Here is an 18,979-nt window from a genome sequence, read left to right on the forward strand (position 1 = left end):
GTAAAAAACTTAGACCCAGCGGCGGAAGATCAGCGAAGTGTTGACGCCGCCAAAGGCAAAATTGTTGTTCATCACGTAGTCGCTGTGCAGCTCGCGGAACTCACCTTGCAGGTAGTCCAGCTCGCCGCAGCGCGGGTCGACTTCGTCGAGGTTGAAGGTGTGCACGTATTGGTTGCGGTTCATCATCTCGATGCTGAACCACGACTCCAGCGCGCCGCATGCACCCAGGGTGTGGCCGAGGAAACTCTTCTGCGAGCTGATGGGCATGCGGCTGCCGAACAGGCTGCTGGTGGCCAGGGTTTCGGCGATGTCGCCCTGGTCGGTGGCGGTGCCATGGCCGTTCACATAGCCGATCGCGTCGGGCGCAAGCCCCGCATCTTCCAATGCCAGTTCCATGGCGCGGCGCATGGTGGCCTGTTCCGGGCGGGTGGTGTGCTGGCCGTCGGCGTTGCTGCCGAAGCCGACGATTTCGGCGTGGATATGCGCGCCACGGGCCAGTGCATGTTCCAGCTCTTCGAGTACCAGGATGCCGCCGCCTTCGCCGATCACCAGGCCGTCGCGGCCACTGTCGTAGGGACGCGGGCTGGTTTGTGGTGCATCGTTTTTCAGGCTGGTGGCGTACAGCGCATCGAACACCATGGCTTCGGTAGGGCACAGCTCTTCGGCGCCACCTGCCAACATCAGCGGCAGGCGGCCGAACTTGATGGCCTCATAGGCGTAGCCGATGCCCTGGCTGCCGCTGGTGCACGCGCTGGACGTGGGGATCAGCCGGCCGGTGAGGCCGAAGAAAATGCTGATATTCGCCGCCGTGGTGTGGGGCATCATCCGCACGTAGGAGTTGGCGTTCAGCCCCTCGGCCACCGAGTTCAGCAGCATATTGCCGAAGGCCTTGATCTCGTCGGTGCTGCCGGTGGACGAGCCACAGGCCACGCCCATGCGCCCGTCCTTGATCGACTCGTCGCCCAGCAAGCCGGCGTCTTTGAGCGCCTGCTCCGCCGCCCATACCGCCAGCCGGGAAACCCGGCCCATGCTGCGCAGTTGCTTGCGGGTCCAGTGGGCGGGCACCACGAAATCATCGATCGGCCCGGCCAGCCGGGTGTTCAGTTCGGTGAAACGGTCCCACTCGTCCATGCGCCGGATGCCGCTGCGGTTGGCGCGGAAGTTGGCGGCGATGGTTGCCCAATCGCTGCCCAGGGACGTAACGCCGGCCATGCCGGTGACCACCACACGTTTCATCAGCACAGGCCTCCATTCACGGCCAGCACTTGGCGGGTGATGTAGCCGGCTTCTGCCGACATCAGGAAATTCACCGCCCCGGCGACTTCTTCCGGAGTGCCCATGCGCTGGGCGGGGATCATTTTCATCAGCTCTTCCACCGGTACGTTCTCATCGAGCATCGCGGTGTCGATCAGCCCGGGGGCCACGCAATTGACGGTGATCTTGCGCTTGCCCAGCTCGATGGCCAGGGCCTTGGCGGCGCCGATCAGGCCGGCCTTGGACGCGCTGTAGTTGACCTGGCCGCGGTTGCCGATCAGCCCGGATACCGAGGTGATGCACACGATCCGCCCGGCGGCGCGACGACGAATCATCGGCATCATCACCGGGTGCAGCACGTTGTAGAAACCGTCGAGGTTGGTGCGCATCACCACGTCCCAATCGTCTTCCGACAGCGCTGGAAACGCGCCGTCGCGCGTCAGGCCCGCATTGAGCACCACGCCGTAATACGCGCCATGGGCTTCCACGTCGGCTTCAAGGATCTCCTTGCAGCTGGCGCGGTCCGCCACATCGAATTGCAACACCCGGGCCTTGCGCCCCAGCGCTTCGATTTCGACCTGCACCGCATCCGCCTCGGCACGCCCGCTGCGGCAGTGCAGCACGATGTCGTGCCCGGCCTGGGCCAGGCGCACAGCGATAGCGCGGCCGATGCCACGGCTGGAGCCGGTCACCAATACGGATTCAGTCATGGCGTGGTGTCCTTCGATTCATCTAAATAGTTGGCCGCCTGGGGCGGTCGAAATACGTTCAAGCGCGCGCTGGCCTGGATGCCGTGACCGGTGAGGTGGCATTCGAACACACCCATGCCGTTGTCGTCTTCCAGGGAGCGCAGGCCGTGGATGGTCAGCTCGGTGCCTGCGGGAAAGTGCTCGACGTTGCACTCGAACTTGCGCGTGCCCAGCAGGAAGCCCAACTCCACGGCTTCACCTTTCTGGCGCGCGCGGCAACCGGCGTAGGCCGCGACGCTTTGCGCCATCAACTCAATGCCGACCCACGCGGGCAGGCTGCCATCGGCGCGGTTGAAAAGACCGCCGGGCTTGACCGTCAGGCGGGTCTGGATCTGTTCTTCATCAAAGCTCAAGACCTGATCGATCAGGATCATGTCACCGGCGTGGGGCAGCAGTTCGGCGAGCGGCCAATCAGTCATGGGGCGTCTCCGATAATCAGGCTGACGTTGTTGCCGCCGAAGGCAAACGAGTTGCTCATCAGGCAGCGTTTTTCCAGGGCGTCGCCGGGCGACGCCCACTTCAGTACGGGCAGGTCGGGGTCCGCCTGGCCATCCCAGACATGCGGCGGCACTACGCCTTCTGCCAGGCTCAGCCAGCAGAACGCCGCTTCCAGCGCGCCGGCGGCGCCCAGGGTGTGGCCGGTCATGGGTTTGGTCGAGGAGCAGGCTACGCCGTCCGGGAACAGGGCCGCGACCGCCAGGCTTTCCATGGCATCGTTATGTTGGGTAGCGGTGCCGTGCAGGTTCAGGTAACCGATTTGTCCGGGCGCCAGTTGTGCGCTGGCCAGGGCCTTGCGCATCGCTTGCAACGCACCCTTGCCGGTAGGCTCGGGGGCGGAAATATGGTGGGCGTCGCAACTGGCGCCACTGCCCAGCAGTGCGACCGGCGCCGGGGTTTTGCTCATCAGGAACAACACGGCGGCTTCGCCGATATTGATGCCGTTGCGGTTCAGCGAAAACGGATTGCAGCGCTCTGCCGAAACCGCCTCCAGCGACGAAAAACCATTGAGGGTCAGCTTGCACAGCGTGTCGACACCACCGCAGATCACCGCATCGCACACGCCCAGGTCCAACAGGCGTTGGGCACTCATCAGCGCTCGTGCGCTGGAGGTGCAGGCGGTGGAAATCACGTAGGCCGGGCCGCTCAGTTGCAGCCAGTCGGCGAGGAAATCGGCCGGGGCGCCAAGCGCCTGTTGCTGATAGTCGTAGTCGGCGGGGAACTGGTTTTCCCGCAGATAGTGGGCGATGCCACGGCTGGCTTCATCGATGCCCGAGGTGCTGGTGCCGAGCACGATGCCAATGCGCGACGCGCCGAACGTCTGGATCGCTTGCCGGATCTCGTCGTCAATCTGCAACGCGGCTTCCAGCAGCAACTGGTTATTGCGGCTGCGATGGGATTCCAGCCCGGGCGGTATCGCCGCCAGTTCACCGTGCACAGCGGCCACCGGCAACACACGCTCCGGCACCCAGCCGCTTTCGGCGCGCATGCCGGAGCAGTCGCCGGCAAACAGGCTGCGGCTGACTTCGCGCTTGTCGCGGCCCAGGGCGCAGATCACGCCGAGGGCATTGAGGTAGGCGGTCATCGGGCAGCCCCAAGCGGCGAGATGTGGTAGGTCAGGTGTTGCCCGATCACGTCCACGCGAAACACCAGGGAGGAGTGATAGGTGATCTTCCAGTGGGACGGCAGGGTGCGGATCAGGTCCATTTCCTGGGTGCCGGGGTACAGCCTGGAAACTTCATCCGCCGAGGTCAGGGCGAACAACAGCGCAGCAAACAATTCACGCGCCTGGGGATTGGGCGGCAGCAGACCGTCGGCCTGCCAGGCGCCATTGATCAGCATCTGCCGAGCCTGGGGAATGCCCAGCGGGTCCATCATCGACCAGCGGATCCCGCCGGCTTCGCGCTGCATCACCAGCAGCCAGTCCTGGCGTTGGCCATCCTGTTCGCGCTGCACATGCAGTTGCAACGGCAGGCTCAGCACCGGGGTTTTCGACGGCAACGGCGGCTGGCTGGCGCACGCGCCAAGCAGCAACAGGCAGCCGATCAACAGCATTCGGATCATGTTTCAGCGCTCGCCAGAGGTTTGCGGGCGACCACGTTGACCAGGGTTTCTTCGCGCTGGCCGGCCGGTTTTGGCTGGCGCAGTCCCCAGCGCTCAAGCAGGCCGAAGTCGGTGGCGCGGCTCCACCACAGGTACGGGTACGAGACGTTCTGCGGGCCGAACTCAAAGCCCTGCTCGCGAATCATCTCAAGGTACTCCTCGGCGCTTTTCTGCACATGCATCGGGTGACGAAACAGCCAGCGGATTACCCAAGTGTCGATATAGGCCTCGGTGGATTCGGCAAACAGCAGGTAGCCGCCTGGCTTGAGCACGCGATAGAACTCTTTCAGGGCGCGATGTTGTTCTACCAGATGATGGAAAGTCTGGTGACAGAACAGCACATCGACACTGGCGTCGGCCACGTCGAGGGTCGCGCAATCGCTGCCGATCAACTCGATGGCGATGCCCTGGCGCGCGGCTTCGGCGCGGCTCAGGTCGAGGCTGTGGGGGTCGGCGTCGAGGCCGATCAGGCGTTCGGGGGCGAACACCTGCTGCAGGTACTGGAACGACTTGCCCTGGCCGCAGCCGGCGTCCAGCAGCACCGGAGCAACCGGCAGCGGATCGCTGAACAAGCTGCGCAGGTCGTTGATGGCCACGCGCAGCACATGGTGCTGCCAGGTGTGGCTGCGCAGGAACCAGAAGCCGAACTTGGTTTCTTCGACGTAGTTTTTACTCAGGTATTGGCTGCTCATCTCATCTTCCTTGTCCCGGACGGGCTGGCCCACGGCGCCAGCATGAAGCTGAACGCCAGCCCCAGGCTCACCGACAGCCCAAAATTACTCACCGCCGGTGTGCTGGAAATGGCCAGCAGGCCGAACGATAGCCAAGTAGTCACGGCCGCCAACAGTGTGCCCAACAGGCTCACGGCGGCGCCGCCAATTTGTTCACGCATCAGGATCGCGTAGTCGACGCTGATGGCGGTCACCAGCAGCAGGCCGAACAGGCTGAACAACGTCAACGGCTGCCCCAGCCAACCCAGGCTGGCCAGGCTGCACAGCGCCGCCAGTAACGGCAGGGCGACGATGCGCAAGGCGCCGCCGAAGCCGAACGGCAGGATCAGCAGCAGTACGATCAACACGCAGGACATCAATTTCAATTCCGCCGCGCTGATCTGTGTGGCGGCGAACACCTGGTTCAAGTCGCCGAGGCGATCCACCAACTGCACGCCGGGCAGATCCAGGGCCTGCACCCGCAGCAAGGCTGGGTTGTTCAACCCTTGCAGGCTCACCATCGCCGCCACGCCACCGTCGACATTCCCCAGCCACAGCGTGCGCCACGGCTCGGCCAGCGGGCCGACCAGTGCTGCGTCGATGTCTTCGGTGGGCAAGGCCTGCAACTGGGCCAGCTCGGCTTGCAGCGCGCTGGCGGGCACACCGAGGTCCAGCAATGGCTGCCAGTACTGCGGCAGCTGTTTCAGGGCCTCGCGCAGTTGCTGTTGCTCCGCCGGCGCGCTGACCAACTGGTTGAGCGCCAGGTAACCCTGGAGCTTGTCCATGTTCACCAACTGATCCAGGCGCTGGCTCAGCGCGGCCTGGCGTTCCAGCAACTGCTGCTGGTTGTCCGCCCGCACCAGGAAGAACTGGCTGGTGGGCTGGAACCCGGTAATCCGCGCAACGGCCTGGGCTTCCTGCAGCAACTGCGGTGGCGCACCGATCCACTGGCGGATATCGTTTTTGCTGTTCAGGTGCCACAGCCCACCGGCGCAAAACACCAACACCAGTATCAACAACACCGGGCTTGGCAGGCGCTTGAGCAGCGACTCGCGCACGCTCAGCAGGAACTCGGCAATGCGCAGGGGCCATTGCGCCGGGCGCAGTTCGACGCCTTTGAGCAAGGCCGGCAACAGGCACACGGCCGACAGGTAAGCGCCCACCAGACCGGCAGCGGAGAACACCGCGATTTGCGTCAGCGCCGGGAACGGCGTCCACGCCAGGGCCAGGTAACCGATGCAACTGGTGGCCAGGCTCAGGCTCAGGCCCGGCAAGGTCAGGCGCAAGGCCGGCCAACTGCGCCAAGGGCTTATGCTCCAGCTCTTGGACAGGTAATGCAGCGGGTAATCCACCGCCACGCCGATCAGGCTCGAGCCCAGCACCAGCGTGATCACATGCATATGCCCGAACAGCGCCACACAGGCCACCGCACCAAACAGCATGCCCACCAGCACCGGCACGAACGCCAGCAACACCCGCCAGCGGCGGAACGCAAGCAGCAGCAATAACAGGATGCCTACCGTCGCGCCGCCGCCGACCCAAGTGATTTCCCGCGTGGCCTGCTGCTGACCATTGGCTGCATACAGCAGGCCGCTGGCGGCGAGCAATTGCGCGCCTTGCTGGTCGGCCTGCTCGCGGCTGGCCTTGAGCAGGTCAGCCACTTGCAGCGGCAGTTTCATGTCGAAGGCATTGCCGGTGGTGCGGGCCCGCAGCAGTACCCAGCTTTTGCCGTCGGCATCGGCGATCAGCGCGCCGCTGCCGATATCCAGCTGCACCGAACCGTGTTGCGGCTGGCTGTTCTGGATGCGCCCGGTGAGGCCCAGCCAATCGTCCTGGCTCGGCACCAGGCTGAAGCCGGTGAACGGGTCGAACAGCGCCTGAACCCGCTGCTGAATAAACGCCTGGGGCTCGTCGATCAGTTGCTCGCGATCCTTGGCCGAGAGCATCGCCAGCCGGCCTTGCAGCAACTGCTGACGCAGGGCCGGCAGGTCGGCTTGGAGGTTCCACTGGACCTTTTCAAACAGGCCGCTGGCTTGCCAGGCTTCGCCCAATTGCGTCGCCATGGCCACGGCTTTTTGTCGATCGGCATGCCCCACCAGCACCAGCATTTCGCGGTTCAGCGGTTCCTGCATGCGCTGTTCGGCGCGCAGCTCCAGCGCATCCGGCGCGGTGCCGGGCACCAGTTCCATCAGGTTCGCCGACAGCGGTGCGCCATGGCGCCATTGCCAGCCCGCCAGGGCCAACACGGCCACCAGCAGGATCAGGAACAGGCGCGGCAACCAGCGTTCACTCGGCAAAGTCGTGTTGCTCCGCGTCGCTCAAGGGCTGGCTGCTGGTGCTGTCCTGCATGCGCAGTACGGTGCTGTCGCCCTGGGTTTCCAGCAGCTCGATCTTCTGCACCAGTTCGCCGCCGTCGATATTGATTTGGGTGAACACCTGCTTGAGCAGCAGCGAGCGCGGGATCAACGTGAGTTTCCACTGCTGGGCTTCGCCTTGCAGTTGCAGCTCGAAGTCACGCTGCAAGCCGCTGCTGTCGCCCTGCAACACCGCGAGGAACAAACGGTTCTGCTCGGCGCCGGCGCTCTTGTTCGGCAGCAATTGCCAGCCGTTGGCGTCACGCCGGGCGATGCCGTTGGCGCTGATGCGGTAGTCCTGTTGCAGCGGGGTTTTCAGCAGCCACAGCAGGCCGTGGTCCTTGGCCAGGACGAAGGTGCCCTTGCTGACCAGCGGTTGCGGTAGGGCGCGCAGGTGTTTTTCCTGGGTGAAGTTGCCGTGGATCACCGACGGTTTTGCAAGCTGATCGCTGAGTTGTTGCAGGTCGAAAGCATGGGCCAGGCCTGGAATGCTTAACAACAGGATTAGCGCGGTCCTTGTGGGAGCGAGCTTGCTCGCGAAGAACCTGAGGGCGCCGAGAAGTGTCAGGCGTCTCGCGTTATCGTTGACGACCATCGCGGGCAAGCCCGCTCCCACAGGGTTGTGTGTCATGACAGCGCCCTCTCGACTGCGTCGACAAATACCTTCGGCGAGGCCAACTGCATTTCGCGACTGGCAATTTCCACCGCCACTTGCACAGTGCTGGCGCGGGTCAGGCGTTCGCCCGTGGCCTTGTCGCTGATCAGGTAATTGACCTTCAAGCGGTTCTCCCACTCCACCAGGCTGGCGCGCACGTTGATGGTCTGGCCGAAGGTCGCACCGCGCACATAGCGCAGCTGCATGTCGATCACTGGCCAGGCGTAGCCCGCTTGCAGCATAGCCGTGTAGTTGTGGCCGAGCTTGTCCAGCAAGGCGCAGCGGGCGATTTCCAGGTACTTCACGTAGTGCCCGTGCCACACCACGTTCATGGTGTCGATGTCGAAAAACGGCACGAGGATTTCAGTGTCGCAGTGCAACACACCGGGGCTACGCATGCAGCCTCCAGTGTTGCTCGGCGATGCGTTTCAGGCACAGGCGCAGTTCGCCTTCCAGGGCGCGGTCTTCGATGACCGGCGGGAAGTCCTTGGCCAGCTCGATTTGCATGGCGGCCAGCGCCGGAGGCAGCGGGCGTGCGTCTTCAGCCTGGGCCCGCAGCCATACGCCCTGGTTGGCGGCGAGCAAGGTGGCGGCGGCGACTTGTTCGGTCAGTTCCAGCACACGAATCGCATCGCGGGCGGCGATGGTGCCCATGCTCACCTTGTCCTGGTTGTGGCACTCGGTGGAGCGCGAGAACACGCTGGCCGGCATGGTGTTTTTCAGCGCTTCGGCGGTCCAGGCGCTGGTGCCGATCTGCACAGCCTTGAAGCCGTGGTTGATCATCGCCCGCTCGGCTGGCGCACCCGACAAATTGCTCGGCAAGCCGTGGTTGTAACGCACGTCCACCAGCAGCGCGAGCTGGCGGTCCAGCAGGTCGGCGACGTTGGCCACCAGGGTCTTGAGGCTGTCCATGGCGAAGGCGATGTGGCCGCCGTAGAAGTGGCCGCCGTGCAGCACGCGTTCTTCTTCGGCGTCGATGATCGGGTTGTCGTTGGCGCTGTTGAGTTCGATCTCGATGAACGAACGCAACCAGTTCAGGCTGTCGGCCAGCACGCCCAGGACGTGGGGCGCGCAGCGCAGGGAGTAACGGTCTTGCAGGCGATGCAGCGGCGCGGTCGGCGCGTCAATGGCCAGATCCTTGCGCAGCCAGGCGGCGACTTGCATCTGCCCCGGGTGTGGCTTGGCGGCGAACAGGCGCTCGTCGAAATGCTCCGGATTGCCTTGCAGCGCCACCACGTTCAGCGCGGTGATGCGCGTGGCCAGTTGCAGCAGGTAGTCGGCGCGGGCGAAGGCCAGGCAGGCGAGGCCGGTCATCACGGCGGTGCCGTTCATCAGTGCCAGGGCCTCTTTCGGGCGCAGTACCAGCGGGTCCCAGCCCAGCTCGCGGTGCACCTCCGACGCCTGGCGGCGTTCGCCACGGAACATCACTTCGCGCTCACCAGACAAGGTTGCGGCCACGTAGGACAGCGGCGTCAAGTCACCGCTGGCGCCTACCGAGCCTTCTTCCGGAATCAGCGGCAGCACGTCGAATTCCAGGAACGCGTGCAGGCGCTCCAGCAACTCCACGCGCACGCCCGACACGCCATGGCACAGCGACTGCAACCGCGCCGCCAGCACCGCGCGGGTGGCTTGCGCATCCAGCAACTTGCCCAGGCCGCAGCCGTGGAACGTGTAGAGGTGGCGGGGCAGCGCTTCGACGTGCTCCAGCGGCACCGCCACCACGCACGAGTCGCCGTAGCCGGTGGTCACGCCGTAGATCACGCCTTCCTTGTCCAGCAACGAATCCAGGAACTGCGCGCCCTTGGCGATGCGCTGGCGGTACTTGGCATCGGCTTGCAGTTGAGTCGGCGCCTGACGGTTGGCCAGGGCCAGCACGTCTTCGATGCGCAGGGGAATTTCGCCGAAGGTTACCGGCTCAAGATGCGTCGTCATCGGTCTTCCAGAAAGGGTAAAAGTTGAACCATTGTTGGGGCGCTTCCAGGCAGAACTGGCCCAGGCGCTCGGCGTAGCGGGCGGTCCATTGTGCGATCACCTGCTGGCGGTCGCTGCGTTTCCATTCGATCAACCGGGCAAACGGCTCGATGATCAGGCGATAACGGCCTTGATGCTTCAAGCACATCAGCAGGTTGACCGGGCATTTCAGCAAACCGGCCAACAGCCACGGGCCTTGGGGGAAGGCGGCGTCATGGCCGAGGAAATCCACGCGTACCGTGCGCCCGCCATGCAGCGGTACGCGGTCGCCGGCAATCGCCAGCCACTCGCCGTCGTCGAGGCGCTGGCTGAGCAGCATCATCACCGCCGGGTCAAGTTCGCTGACCTGGATCAGGCGCAGATTGGTCGCCCCGGCTTCGCCCAGAATCCGGTTGAAACGTTCAGCGTGCTTGGTGTGCACCAGCACGTTCATGGTGACCTTTTCGCCAAGCTCGGCGAGGGCGCGGCACACCTCAAGATTGCCCAGGTGCGCGCCCACCAGCATCTGCCCGCGTTCGCTGCGCAGCTGGCCGCGCAGTTGGGCCGGGTCGATGATTTCGATCTGCTCCAGGCGCAGCTTGCCGTTCCATACGTCGAGCTTGTCCAGCAGGGCGTCGGCGAACGCCATGAACTGGCCGAAGACGCTTCTGTGGGTAGGGCGCAGGTCGTCGCGCCGGCTCCAGTCGGCCAGGCGCTGCTGGTATTGCCAGGCGCTTTGGCGGGCCGTGCGGCCGAACAGAAAGAAGTAGAAAACGATGCCGTAGAGCAGCGGGCTCAGCAGCCGGCGCCCGAGGACCTTGGCGGCGAAGGCGGTGAATTTCATCAGCCAGAAGCTGCCGCGCTCCTCGCGGTCGGCCCAGTGCTTGGTGTCCTGGCTCATGCCTGCCACCGGCGCCAGAGGATCATCGGCGCGCGCACCAACATGCCGAAGAACAGCCGGGTGTGCATCGAGGAAATCAGCGCGTTGTCGTGGAACAGGCGAAAGTGCGACAGGCCGTCGGCGGGGTAGTGCACCTTGGTCGGCAGCCAGCGCATCGGCTGGTTGCGCCAGGCCAGGCGCACCAGGATGTCGGAGTCGAAATCCATGCGTTTGCCGATGTTGGCCGAGTCCATCAAGGCCAGGGTCGGTGGCAGTGGGTACACGCGAAAGCCGCACATGGAATCGCGGATCTGCAGCGACAAGGTGTTGATCCATACCCAAACGTGGGTCAGGTAGCGCGCGTAAAGGCGGCCCTTGGGCACGCTGTCGTCGTATTCCGGGTAGCCGCAGATCACCGCATTCGGGTGGGCGCGGGAGGCGTCGAGGAAGGTACCGACTTCCCGCAGGTCGTGCTGGCCGTCGGCGTCCACTTGCAGGGCGTGGGTGAAACCCAGGCGTGCGGCTTCGCGAAAGCCGGCCATGACGGCGGCACCTTTGCCCTGGTTGGCGGGCAGGGTCAGCAGTGACACGTTGTCGAGGGTTGCCAGTTGCGCCAGCACGGCGGCGCAGGCGGCGCTGCTGCCGTCGTCTACCAGCAGGCATGGCAGGCCGCTGGACAGCACGGTGCGCACCACGGCGGGCACGGCGGCTTCGTGGTTATAGACCGGGATCAAGGCGCAGGGCTTATGCATAACAGGTACCCCATTGGCAGAAGCGCTGTGCGTGGCGAGGGAGCTTGCTCCCGCTGGGCTGCGAAGCGGCCCCAACACAGGCGACACCGATTTGCCTGACAAACCACAGTGCCTGGGTTGGGAGTGCTGCGCACTCCAGCGGGAGCAAGCTCCCTCGCCACAAAAGCTTAATCACTGACCCTCCCCAGCACGATCCGCCCACTGGAGCAGGCGGCCGCCTCATTGCGGTAGGCGAAGTACAACTTGCCGCGCTCTTGGTCGAACCGCAGGTGCAGTTCGATCCGGTCATCCGGGCGCACCAGTTGCTGGAACTTCAGCACTTCCATCCCGGCGAACGGCCCCGGCAGCTTGAGCAGTTGCTGGCCCAGGCTCAGCGCCCAATCCACTTGCACCACGCCCGGCAGCACCGGGGTTTGCGGGAAGTGGCCGCTGAAGTAGGCGAGGTCCGGCGGGATCGCCAGTTGCAGGGTCCATTCACCGTTGGCTTCGACTTGTTCCAGTACTTCCGGGGCTTTCGGGCGCGGCGCCAACAGCAGGGCTTCGACCTCGGCCTGGGGCAGCTTGCCTTGGGTGTTCAGCGGCAATTGGCGCAACAGCCGCCAGCGGCGGGGCAGGGCCAGGGCTTCGCAGTGTTGGCTCAAGTGCTGGCGCAGGGTTTGGGTGACGGTGCGCCGGCCCTGGTTACGCAGGGCATGCAAGCCATCTGCGCTGAGCACCACGAGGGCGCCGAGGGAGGCGCGGTTTTCCTGCACCACGCCCAGGCGCGTTTCAGCGACCCAGGCATGGTCCATCAGCGCCTGTTCCAGCATCGGCAGGGAGATGCGTTTTTCTTCCAGCTTGACGATGCGGTCCAGGCGGCCGAGCAATTCGAAGCGGCCGTCGGCGTGGATGGTGGCGGCGTCGGCGGTCTGTTCGACATGGCCGGCGGGCAAGTATGGCGAGGCGATGCGCAAGGCGCCGTCGGCGTCCTGGCTCAGCTGCACGTCGGCAAACGGCTGCCACGGTTGTTCGCCCTGGCGCCAGGCGATGCCGCCGGTTTCCGAGCTGCCGAGGATTTCCGTCGGCCATTGCTGCAAACGCTGATGCAGGCTGCCGGCGGCCTCAAGGGGCAAGGCGCCGCCGGAGGAAAACACCCGTTTGACCGGTGTAAGCGCTGGCCAGTCGAGGTTGTCACCCATGCGCTTGAGGAGCGCCGGGCTGGCGACCCAGGCAAATTGCGCATGCTCGCGGCTGGCGCGCTGCAAGTCCTCGGGAAATGCCAACTGTTGGCGCACAAAGGTGCGCCCGGCACACAACGGCCACAGCACCCGAAACAGCAAGCCATAGATATGCTGGGTGGCGACGCTGCCGATGATGCACGCCTCGCCCAGGTCGGCGCCCCACAAGGTTTCCAGCGCCTGGACTTCATTGGCCATCTGCCGCAGGGTTTTGTCGATGCGCTTGGGTTCGCCGCTGGAGCCGGAGGTGCACAGGCTCAGGCAGCAGGCATCCAGGTCCAGGGCTGCGGCGCTTGATGGCGCTTGATACAGCGCGTCCAAGTCGCTGGCCTCGGTCAACCAGGCGTCGACGGCATCGTCCCAGCGTTGGCGCGTTTGTGGTTGCAGGTCGGCAGGCAACAACACGCTGACGCCTGCTCGCCACGCACCCAGCAGGGCGATCGCCAGCAAGCCGGCATCTTCCAGGTACACCGCCAGGCGCTGGATGCCCCGGGCTTGCAACCCGGCGGCCAGGCTCAGGGACTTCTCCCACAGGTGTGGGTGATCCAGGGCAGGTTCGGTGGTCACCAAACGCTGCTCCACAGGCTCAAGCAGCAAGTGCTCAAGATTCAACCAATTCATACGCGGCCTCGAACCCTTTGTCGTACCAGCCATTCCACGGCAAACAACAGCCCCATCAGCCCGTAGGCGATCATGCCGTTGTACAACGTCCACCAGCTCAGCGGCGCCCACAGGGTGAGCGCGGCGGCGAGCAGGCCGTTACACAGGAAAAATACACTCCACACCACGGTGACCTGGCGGGTATACACAATCGCTTCTTCGGGCAGTTGCGGCTCGCTCATGCGCGCCAGGCGCTCGACCATCGGCGGCCCGTATTTCAGGCTCAGGCCGAACAGTGCCAGCATGAAGGCGCTGACCAGGCTCGGGTACCAGCGCAGCATCTGCGGGTTGTCGAACCAGGCGAGCAGCAGGCAAAAGACAATGATCGCCGCCGCCATCCAGCGGCTGCCCGGGCGCCTGGCGCCGGTCAGGGCGCGCAACAGCCACAGGCTGCCCAGCAGCAGGCCAAATTGCCACGGGGCAAAATGCTCAGTGCCGTAATACACCGCAAAAGGGTACAGCAGCCCCGCCAGCAACAGGCCAAGGCCGATCAGCCGGCTCATGCGGCCGGTTGAACCAGACGGTAGACCGCCTCGACCACGTCATTCACGGTACGCACGGCCTTGAACTCTTCGGCGGCGATTTTCTTGCCGGTCTGGCGCTTGATGTGGTCGATCAGGTCCACTGCATCAATGCTGTCGATTTCCAGGTCCTGGTACAGGTTGGCGTCGAGCGTGACGCGTTCCGGTTCCAGTTCAAACAGTTCCACCAGGGCGTCGCGCAAGGTGTTGAAAATATCGTCACGAGTTTGCATGGTACGGTCTCAAGCTGCCTGTCGGGCCGTGACGAACGCCGCGAGGCTGGCCACGTTGGTGAAGTGATTGCGGGTGTCCTTGGCGTCGGCATCGATCTTGATGCCGTACTTTTTCTGGATCGCCAGGCCCAATTCCAGGGCGTCGACTGAATCCAGGCCAAGGCCTTCGCCGAACAGGGTTTGCTCGTTGCCGATGTCGCTCTCGCTGATGTCTTCCAGGCCCAGGGCCTCGATGATCAGCGTTTTTATGTCGTGCTCAAGGCGGTGTTGGTCGCTCATCTTCGGCGAGCTCCTTAATAAAATACTGGTGCAGGTAATCGTTGAGCTTGCGTGATGCCTGGGGCGCGGGCCCTTGTGCGGCAAACGCCTGTGGTTCTATATCGGCACCCACGCGCAAACTGAAGTGAAAGCGGCGATTCGGGATGCGATACCAGGGTTCGGCCTTGGTCAGTGTGGTGGGGCTGACCTTGATCACTACCGGAGTGATGATGCTCGCACCGCGCAGGGCAATGGCGGCGGCGCCGCGATGAAAGGTCGGTGCCTGGCCCGGTGAGGTGCGGGTGCCTTCCGGGAAAATGATCAGGGTCTGGCCGTCCCGCAGGGCATCGGCGGCGGCGTCGAGCATGTCGGCGCTGCCGTCGTTGCTGATGTAACCGGCGTCGCGCACCGGCCCACGGGTGAACGGGTTCTGCCACAGGCTCTGCTTGACCACGCAGTTGGTCTGGCGCATCTGGGCGATCAGGAACACCACGTCCACCAGCGATGGGTGGTTGGCAATGATCATCTGGCCCGGGCGGCCGAGCTTTTCCGCGCCTTCGACGCTGTAGGTCAGGATGCCCAGGCGCGTCATCATGCGGATAAACAACCAGAACAGGCAGCTGATGGTGTGGCGGGCGCGTCGCTGATGCTGTTTGGCATCACCCGGCAGGCAACTGAGCAGCGGAAACACCAGCACACGCAGGCACAGGCCGCCGAGGCCAAACAGGCCGAAGGCGGTGGCAGTGGCGAACAGGCGCCAGTAGTAGGCCTTCCGGGGCTTTTCGGTCAGGACTTGCGTTGCCAGTTCCATACTCGGTTCTTCCAGGCATGTTGGCAGGCGCCCTCTTCGTTCAGCAGGGTGCGCAGCAGGTTCAGGGCGTGGGGCCACTGGGCTTTGGTGGTGGGTTGGACAGCGGCTGTATTCAGTTCCAGCTGCCACTCGTCGCCCGGTGTCAGCAGCAGGCCGAGGGCGTAGGGGAAGGGCACGTCCTCGATCCAGCGCGCATAGGCTTCGGGGGGCTGTTCCTCGGTAATGATCAGCAATACAGCCGGTGCGCCTTCATTGAGCAGGGCAGCGGCTTCGAGCATGCCGTGCTCCAGGCCATCGCCGGCGGCGGCGAGGGCGGTCATTTCACTGGTTTCATTGCGCAGGATCGACCACAGGCCAATCACCGCGTTATGCACCGACAGGCTGAACTGGGTCGGCGACAGGGGCTCGTCGTTGGCCAGGTCGCTGAGAATATCGAGGGTGCGTGGGGTTTCGCCGTGACGGGAAACAAACACCAATGGCAGCTGTTGCAAGCCTTCGGCCAGGGGCCAGCCCACACTGAAGGCCATGCGCGCCAGGCGGCTCAGGCGCCGGCGCTGCATGGCCGGCAGGAAGGATACGTCGGGTGCCGCGTCGCTGCGGGCGAGCAACATCGGCTGCCGGCACCAGGTACGCCAGTCGTCCGCGCTTTCGAGCCCGGGAGCCCAGGCGCGCCATTGGGCGATGTTGAAATTGATCACTGAGAAGTTATCCCGCCCCTGCGGGCTTCCTTGTGCGGCCATTGGCCCCGAATACCGGGACAGGGTGCAATCGCCGAATGGCGCGCATTATCCCGGTGCTGCGGGGTTCTAGCAAACTTTGGTAAAGAATTGTTCACGGATGATTACAAATTCGCTGGAAAGAATTACCGATTGTCCATCATGCAGGTAGGGCAGCAGGTGTCAGGCAATTCCTGCTTTGTCGGACAGACGGGAAATTGTTATGCGAGATAGAGCCTCTGATGCTGTAGTACAGGAACAAACGAGGTAGCTAACGGGCGCTTTTGCCCTCTACACTCGGGTCATTCATTGATACACGGAGGTTTTTCCATGCGGCGCGTGGTGTTCAACCAAAAAGGCGGTGTTGGCAAGTCCAGCATTGCCTGCAACCTGGCGGCGGTCAGCGCCAGCGAAGGCTATCGAACCCTGTTGGTGGACCTCGATGCCCAGGCTAACTCTACCCAGTACCTCACCGGGCTGACCGGCGACGATATCCCCATGGGAATCGCCGACTTCTTCAAGCAAACCCTGTCTTCCGGGCCGTTTTCGAAGAAGAACCAGGTGGATATCTACGAAACCCCGTTCGACAACCTGCACGTCATCACCGCCACCGCGGAACTGGCAGACCTGCAGCCCAAGCTCGAGGCCAAGCACAAGATCAACAAGCTGCGAAAGCTGCTGGATGAATTGAGCGAGGACTACGACCGGATCTACCTGGATACGCCGCCGGCGCTGAACTTCTATGCCGTTTCAGCGCTGATTGCCGCTGATCGCGTGCTGATCCCCTTCGATTGCGACAGCTTCTCCCGCCAGGCGCTGTATGGCCTGTTGGCCGAGATCGAAGAATTGAAGGAAGACCACAACGAAGGGCTGGAAGTGGAAGGCATCGTGGTCAACCAGTTCCAGGCCCGGGCGAGCCTGCCGCAGCAGATGCTGGATGAATTGATTGCCGAAGGGTTGCCGGTACTGCCGGTGTACCTCACCAGCTCGGTGCGCATGCGTGAATCGCACCAGGCGAACATGCCGCTGATCCACCTGGACCCACGGCACAAGCTGACACAGCAGTTTGTGGAATTGCATAACCTGCTGGAAAACGCGTGATTTAGCAGGCAACACATCACCCATGTGGGAGCCTGCTTGTGTGGGAGCCGGGCTTGCCCGCGATGCAGTCAACTCGGTTTGTCAGTTACACCGAGGTGATGCTATCGCAGGCAAGCCAGCTCCCACATTGGTCTCTGTTCCTACAGGGAAATCGTCGTCTTGCGCCGTTGCCTACAGTTACGCCAGAATCCGCCGGCTTGTGCGTCTGGATGGGCGTCTCTAAGGTTGCTCGGTCGCTGAATTCTCAGTGATCGGGTTTAGTAGCCCGAGTGTTTGTCGTTAAGTGCATAAGCTTCATCTTTCAGGCGCTGAGTCTGTGCTTGATGGTAGCTGTGCGTAGGGCGTCTTCGGGCGCGCCGGCTTCGACATTTCCCGGTCTACTAACCTGCGTACAGCTGCCACCCTAATTCGTTTAGTAGCGATCAGATGGCGGCTCCAATCAGGAATGTCGACCATGTTTAAAGCTACTCCAAATCCCCCGTCGTACCTTTTTACAGTCAGCCCCGGCCAAGCCACCGAAACCCTGATCCTCAATACCTACGAAACCTTCTCCTCAGTCACCACCCTCTTGCTCGACCTTTCCGACGACCTCACCGGCAAGCAGCGCGATGTCGCGTTGGCCATTCATCAATTGAGCGAATTGGGCGTATTGCTGATGGGGCATGTGATGGACCGGGGCGTCCCGCTACCTCAAACGCCCTGACTGCGCAGCCAGCTCATCAACTGCGGTAACGGAAACGCACCGCTCTGACGCGCCACTTCCCGGCCATTCTTGAACAGGATCAGGCTGGGAATCGAGCGAATCCCCAACTGAGCGGATAACTGCTGATTGGCCTCGCTATCGAGCTTGGCCAATCGACACTTCCCGGCCAACTGCCCGGCGGCCTGCTCAAACACCGGCGCAAACGACTTGCACGGCCCGCACCATTCGGCCCACACGTCCACCAGCAACGGCAGGTCGCCTTTGATCTGGCTGGCGTAATCGCCCTGTTTCAGCTCAAAGGGTTTGCTCAGCAGCACCGGTTGCTTGCAGCGCCCGCACTTCGGCGCATCGCCCAGGCGTTCATTGGGGATGCGGTTGAGACCGTTGCAGTGGGGGCAGGGAATTACTAGAGAGTCGGACATGCTGGGCTCCGTGAAAGTGGCCAATGGGTTCTATTTGGAGCCGGGAAGGGTGTTTATCAAGGTTCGACGCTAGTGACGTACGCGTTCACATTTTTGGTGGTGACTTCTATCGCGGCGTATCTAGGCTGTTGAAGGGTGCTTGGAATTGCGCCACTGGTCCGCCAAGGAATATCGCAGATTGCGATATTTTTTCGGCAAGACTAACCTTCATAGCAAGATGCGATAAGGATGTTGCATGCGAGTGATCAGCGAAAAAAGGATATGGGAAGCGAAAGAAAGATGGCCGCATTCAGCCACGGCACTGGATGAGTGGTATCGCAGAATGAAACGCAACAGTCCCGCCGACTTTGCGTCGATGAAAGGAATGTTCCCTGCAACAGACAAAGTCGGGCAGTTCCATGTGTTTGACATCGGGGGCAATAAGCTGAGGTTGATTGCCTTCGTGCATTACCAAGTACAACGAATTTATATCAAGTACCTGTTCGATCACCGTGAATATGAGCAAGGTAAATGGAAGGAGAAAATCAGATGAGCGCACTCATCAGGCAGGCTGCCGAACACTGGCAATTTGTTTCGTCATTGCTGCGCAAGCCAAGAAACGAGGCGGACTACGATACCTTGGTCAGCGCCCTCGACGAATTGCTGGACCTGATAGGCGAAGATGAATCCAGCCCGCTCATGAGCCTGGTGGATATCCTCAGTGACTGGATCGAGGCCTACGATCTCGAGCACCGGCCGATGCCCGTTGCCAGTGGCGTTGAAGTGCTACGTTCAATGATGCGAGAGCATGGCTTGACCCAAAGTGATCTCCCGGGCGTTGGTGCGCAGTCGGTTGTCTCTGAAGTACTTAGTGGCAAACGCCAGCTCAACCTGCGGCAGATTCGTTGGCTGGCGGAGCGCTTTGGGGTTTCAGTGGAGACCTTTATCTAGGTC

General features: G+C 63.1%; 23 protein-coding genes. 4 read left to right on the top strand and 19 right to left on the bottom strand.

The genetic code is table 11. From position 1 onward, the window contains the following. Positions 1-9 precede the first annotated feature (9 nt). The 18 genes from HX818_RS22015 to HX818_RS22100 all read right to left on the bottom strand — a co-directional run bounded on the left by HX818_RS22015 (position 10) and on the right by HX818_RS22100 (position 15,802). Positions 10-1,236, bottom strand: coding sequence for a beta-ketoacyl-ACP synthase (locus HX818_RS22015; protein ID WP_008439241.1), 1,227 nt, complete (start codon positions 1,234-1,236; stop codon positions 10-12). Beyond that, on the bottom strand, positions 1,236-1,964 hold the full coding sequence (gene fabG / locus HX818_RS22020; protein ID WP_087692521.1) for a 3-oxoacyl-ACP reductase FabG: 729 nt from the start codon (positions 1,962-1,964) through the stop codon (positions 1,236-1,238). Before fabG ends, HX818_RS22015 begins: the two co-directional genes overlap by 1 nt. Beyond that, a complete protein-coding gene (locus tag HX818_RS22025; RefSeq protein ID WP_102604305.1) occupies positions 1,961-2,422 on the bottom strand; it encodes a hotdog family protein in 462 nt (153 codons plus the stop codon). Before HX818_RS22025 ends, fabG begins: the two co-directional genes overlap by 4 nt. Next, positions 2,419-3,585 carry a beta-ketoacyl-[acyl-carrier-protein] synthase family protein gene (locus tag HX818_RS22030; protein ID WP_177020736.1) on the bottom strand — a complete coding sequence of 389 codons (1,167 nt, stop codon included), beginning with the start codon at positions 3,583-3,585 and terminating at the stop codon, positions 2,419-2,421. The genes HX818_RS22025 and HX818_RS22030 overlap by 4 nt, the downstream gene beginning before the upstream one ends. Then, entirely contained in the window at positions 3,582-4,064 is a 483-nt protein-coding gene (locus HX818_RS22035; RefSeq protein WP_177020737.1) for a hypothetical protein, read from the bottom strand. The genes HX818_RS22030 and HX818_RS22035 overlap by 4 nt, the downstream gene beginning before the upstream one ends. Beyond that, positions 4,061-4,795, bottom strand: a complete 735-nt coding sequence (locus HX818_RS22040; protein WP_003209370.1) for a class I SAM-dependent methyltransferase — start codon at positions 4,793-4,795, stop codon at positions 4,061-4,063. Before HX818_RS22040 ends, HX818_RS22035 begins: the two co-directional genes overlap by 4 nt. Beyond that, entirely contained in the window at positions 4,792-7,110 is a 2,319-nt protein-coding gene (locus HX818_RS22045) for an MMPL family transporter (RefSeq protein ID WP_177020738.1), read from the bottom strand. The genes HX818_RS22040 and HX818_RS22045 overlap by 4 nt, the downstream gene beginning before the upstream one ends. Then, complete coding sequence (locus HX818_RS22050; protein WP_177020802.1) at positions 7,100-7,762, bottom strand: outer membrane lipoprotein carrier protein LolA; 663 nt, start codon at positions 7,760-7,762, stop codon at positions 7,100-7,102. Before HX818_RS22050 ends, HX818_RS22045 begins: the two co-directional genes overlap by 11 nt. A gap of 32 nt (positions 7,763-7,794) precedes the next feature. Further along, positions 7,795-8,220 (bottom strand): thioesterase family protein, encoded by a 426-nt coding sequence (locus HX818_RS22055; protein WP_177020739.1) that lies wholly within the window; start codon positions 8,218-8,220, stop codon positions 7,795-7,797. Further along, positions 8,213-9,754, bottom strand: a complete 1,542-nt coding sequence (gene hutH, locus HX818_RS22060; RefSeq protein WP_177020740.1) for a histidine ammonia-lyase — start codon at positions 9,752-9,754, stop codon at positions 8,213-8,215. The genes HX818_RS22055 and hutH overlap by 8 nt, the downstream gene beginning before the upstream one ends. Continuing rightward, entirely contained in the window at positions 9,738-10,673 is a 936-nt protein-coding gene (locus HX818_RS22065; protein WP_003209381.1) for a glycosyl transferase, read from the bottom strand. The genes hutH and HX818_RS22065 overlap by 17 nt, the downstream gene beginning before the upstream one ends. Further along, positions 10,670-11,404, bottom strand: a complete 735-nt coding sequence (locus HX818_RS22070; RefSeq protein WP_087692512.1) for a glycosyltransferase family 2 protein — start codon at positions 11,402-11,404, stop codon at positions 10,670-10,672. Before HX818_RS22070 ends, HX818_RS22065 begins: the two co-directional genes overlap by 4 nt. Positions 11,405-11,571: 167 nt before the next feature. Then, positions 11,572-13,242, bottom strand: a complete 1,671-nt coding sequence (locus HX818_RS22075) for an acyl-CoA synthetase family protein (RefSeq protein WP_177020741.1) — start codon at positions 13,240-13,242, stop codon at positions 11,572-11,574. Further along, on the bottom strand, positions 13,239-13,784 hold the full coding sequence (locus tag HX818_RS22080) for a membrane protein (protein ID WP_008439202.1): 546 nt from the start codon (positions 13,782-13,784) through the stop codon (positions 13,239-13,241). Before HX818_RS22080 ends, HX818_RS22075 begins: the two co-directional genes overlap by 4 nt. Further along, a complete protein-coding gene (locus tag HX818_RS22085; RefSeq protein WP_003209389.1) occupies positions 13,781-14,035 on the bottom strand; it encodes an acyl carrier protein in 255 nt (84 codons plus the stop codon). Before HX818_RS22085 ends, HX818_RS22080 begins: the two co-directional genes overlap by 4 nt. Before the next feature lie 9 nt (positions 14,036-14,044). Then, the gene (locus tag HX818_RS22090) at positions 14,045-14,314 is read right to left on the bottom strand and encodes a phosphopantetheine-binding protein (protein ID WP_008439197.1); all 270 of its coding nucleotides are present in this window, start codon (positions 14,312-14,314) and stop codon (positions 14,045-14,047) included. After that, on the bottom strand, positions 14,292-15,104 hold the full coding sequence (locus HX818_RS22095; protein ID WP_177020742.1) for a 1-acyl-sn-glycerol-3-phosphate acyltransferase: 813 nt from the start codon (positions 15,102-15,104) through the stop codon (positions 14,292-14,294). The genes HX818_RS22090 and HX818_RS22095 overlap by 23 nt, the downstream gene beginning before the upstream one ends. Next, positions 15,080-15,802: a beta-ketoacyl synthase chain length factor gene (locus HX818_RS22100; RefSeq protein WP_008439188.1), complete on the bottom strand. Its 723-nt coding sequence runs from the start codon at positions 15,800-15,802 to the stop codon at positions 15,080-15,082. Before HX818_RS22100 ends, HX818_RS22095 begins: the two co-directional genes overlap by 25 nt. Positions 15,803-16,150: 348 nt before the next feature. Between HX818_RS22100 and HX818_RS22105 the strand changes: the two genes are divergently transcribed. Both HX818_RS22105 and HX818_RS22110 read left to right on the top strand, forming a co-directional pair. Beyond that, entirely contained in the window at positions 16,151-16,921 is a 771-nt protein-coding gene (locus HX818_RS22105) for a ParA family protein (RefSeq protein ID WP_003209397.1), read from the top strand. 454 nt (positions 16,922-17,375) lie between these two features. Further along, positions 17,376-17,624 (top strand): DUF6124 family protein, encoded by a 249-nt coding sequence (locus HX818_RS22110; RefSeq protein ID WP_177020743.1) that lies wholly within the window; start codon positions 17,376-17,378, stop codon positions 17,622-17,624. Here the strand turns inward: HX818_RS22110 and trxC are convergent. Continuing rightward, a complete protein-coding gene (gene trxC, locus HX818_RS22115; RefSeq protein WP_003209402.1) occupies positions 17,612-18,046 on the bottom strand; it encodes a thioredoxin TrxC in 435 nt (144 codons plus the stop codon). The genes HX818_RS22110 and trxC overlap by 13 nt on opposite strands. A 235-nt stretch (positions 18,047-18,281) precedes the next feature. Between trxC and HX818_RS22120 the strand changes: the two genes are divergently transcribed. Next, positions 18,282-18,578 (top strand): type II toxin-antitoxin system HigB family toxin, encoded by a 297-nt coding sequence (locus tag HX818_RS22120; protein ID WP_093202502.1) that lies wholly within the window; start codon positions 18,282-18,284, stop codon positions 18,576-18,578. Beyond that, complete coding sequence (locus tag HX818_RS22125) at positions 18,575-18,976, top strand: type II toxin-antitoxin system HigA family antitoxin (protein ID WP_134325620.1); 402 nt, start codon at positions 18,575-18,577, stop codon at positions 18,974-18,976. Before HX818_RS22120 ends, HX818_RS22125 begins: the two co-directional genes overlap by 4 nt. Positions 18,977-18,979 lie beyond the last annotated feature (3 nt).

It is taken from the genome of Pseudomonas sp. F9001, from assembly GCF_013385435.1.
Classification (GTDB): domain Bacteria; phylum Pseudomonadota; class Gammaproteobacteria; order Pseudomonadales; family Pseudomonadaceae; genus Aquipseudomonas.

Bases quoted from the DNA above. Each gene is read 5' to 3' on its own strand.
- HX818_RS22015 (WP_008439241.1), bottom strand. From the start codon at position 1,236: ATGAAACGTGTGGTGGTCACCGGCATGGCCGGCGTTACGTCCCTGGGC.
- fabG (WP_087692521.1), bottom strand. From the start codon at position 1,964: ATGACTGAATCCGTATTGGTGACCGGCTCCAGCCGTGGCATCGGCCGC.
- HX818_RS22025 (WP_102604305.1), bottom strand. From the start codon at position 2,422: ATGACTGATTGGCCGCTCGCCGAACTGCTGCCCCACGCCGGTGACATG.
- HX818_RS22030 (WP_177020736.1), bottom strand. From the start codon at position 3,585: ATGACCGCCTACCTCAATGCCCTCGGCGTGATCTGCGCCCTGGGCCGC.
- HX818_RS22035 (WP_177020737.1), bottom strand. From the start codon at position 4,064: ATGATCCGAATGCTGTTGATCGGCTGCCTGTTGCTGCTTGGCGCGTGC.
- HX818_RS22040 (WP_003209370.1), bottom strand. From the start codon at position 4,795: ATGAGCAGCCAATACCTGAGTAAAAACTACGTCGAAGAAACCAAGTTC.
- HX818_RS22050 (WP_177020802.1), bottom strand. From the start codon at position 7,762: ATGGTCGTCAACGATAACGCGAGACGCCTGACACTTCTCGGCGCCCTC.
- HX818_RS22055 (WP_177020739.1), bottom strand. From the start codon at position 8,220: ATGCGTAGCCCCGGTGTGTTGCACTGCGACACTGAAATCCTCGTGCCG.
- hutH (WP_177020740.1), bottom strand. From the start codon at position 9,754: ATGACGACGCATCTTGAGCCGGTAACCTTCGGCGAAATTCCCCTGCGC.
- HX818_RS22065 (WP_003209381.1), bottom strand. From the start codon at position 10,673: ATGAGCCAGGACACCAAGCACTGGGCCGACCGCGAGGAGCGCGGCAGC.
- HX818_RS22070 (WP_087692512.1), bottom strand. From the start codon at position 11,404: ATGCATAAGCCCTGCGCCTTGATCCCGGTCTATAACCACGAAGCCGCC.
- HX818_RS22075 (WP_177020741.1), bottom strand. From the start codon at position 13,242: ATGAATTGGTTGAATCTTGAGCACTTGCTGCTTGAGCCTGTGGAGCAG.
- HX818_RS22080 (WP_008439202.1), bottom strand. From the start codon at position 13,784: ATGAGCCGGCTGATCGGCCTTGGCCTGTTGCTGGCGGGGCTGCTGTAC.
- HX818_RS22085 (WP_003209389.1), bottom strand. From the start codon at position 14,035: ATGCAAACTCGTGACGATATTTTCAACACCTTGCGCGACGCCCTGGTG.
- HX818_RS22090 (WP_008439197.1), bottom strand. From the start codon at position 14,314: ATGAGCGACCAACACCGCCTTGAGCACGACATAAAAACGCTGATCATC.
- HX818_RS22095 (WP_177020742.1), bottom strand. From the start codon at position 15,104: ATGGAACTGGCAACGCAAGTCCTGACCGAAAAGCCCCGGAAGGCCTAC.
- HX818_RS22105 (WP_003209397.1), top strand. From the start codon at position 16,151: ATGCGGCGCGTGGTGTTCAACCAAAAAGGCGGTGTTGGCAAGTCCAGC.
- HX818_RS22110 (WP_177020743.1), top strand. From the start codon at position 17,376: ATGTTTAAAGCTACTCCAAATCCCCCGTCGTACCTTTTTACAGTCAGC.
- trxC (WP_003209402.1), bottom strand. From the start codon at position 18,046: ATGTCCGACTCTCTAGTAATTCCCTGCCCCCACTGCAACGGTCTCAAC.
- HX818_RS22120 (WP_093202502.1), top strand. From the start codon at position 18,282: ATGCGAGTGATCAGCGAAAAAAGGATATGGGAAGCGAAAGAAAGATGG.
- HX818_RS22125 (WP_134325620.1), top strand. From the start codon at position 18,575: ATGAGCGCACTCATCAGGCAGGCTGCCGAACACTGGCAATTTGTTTCG.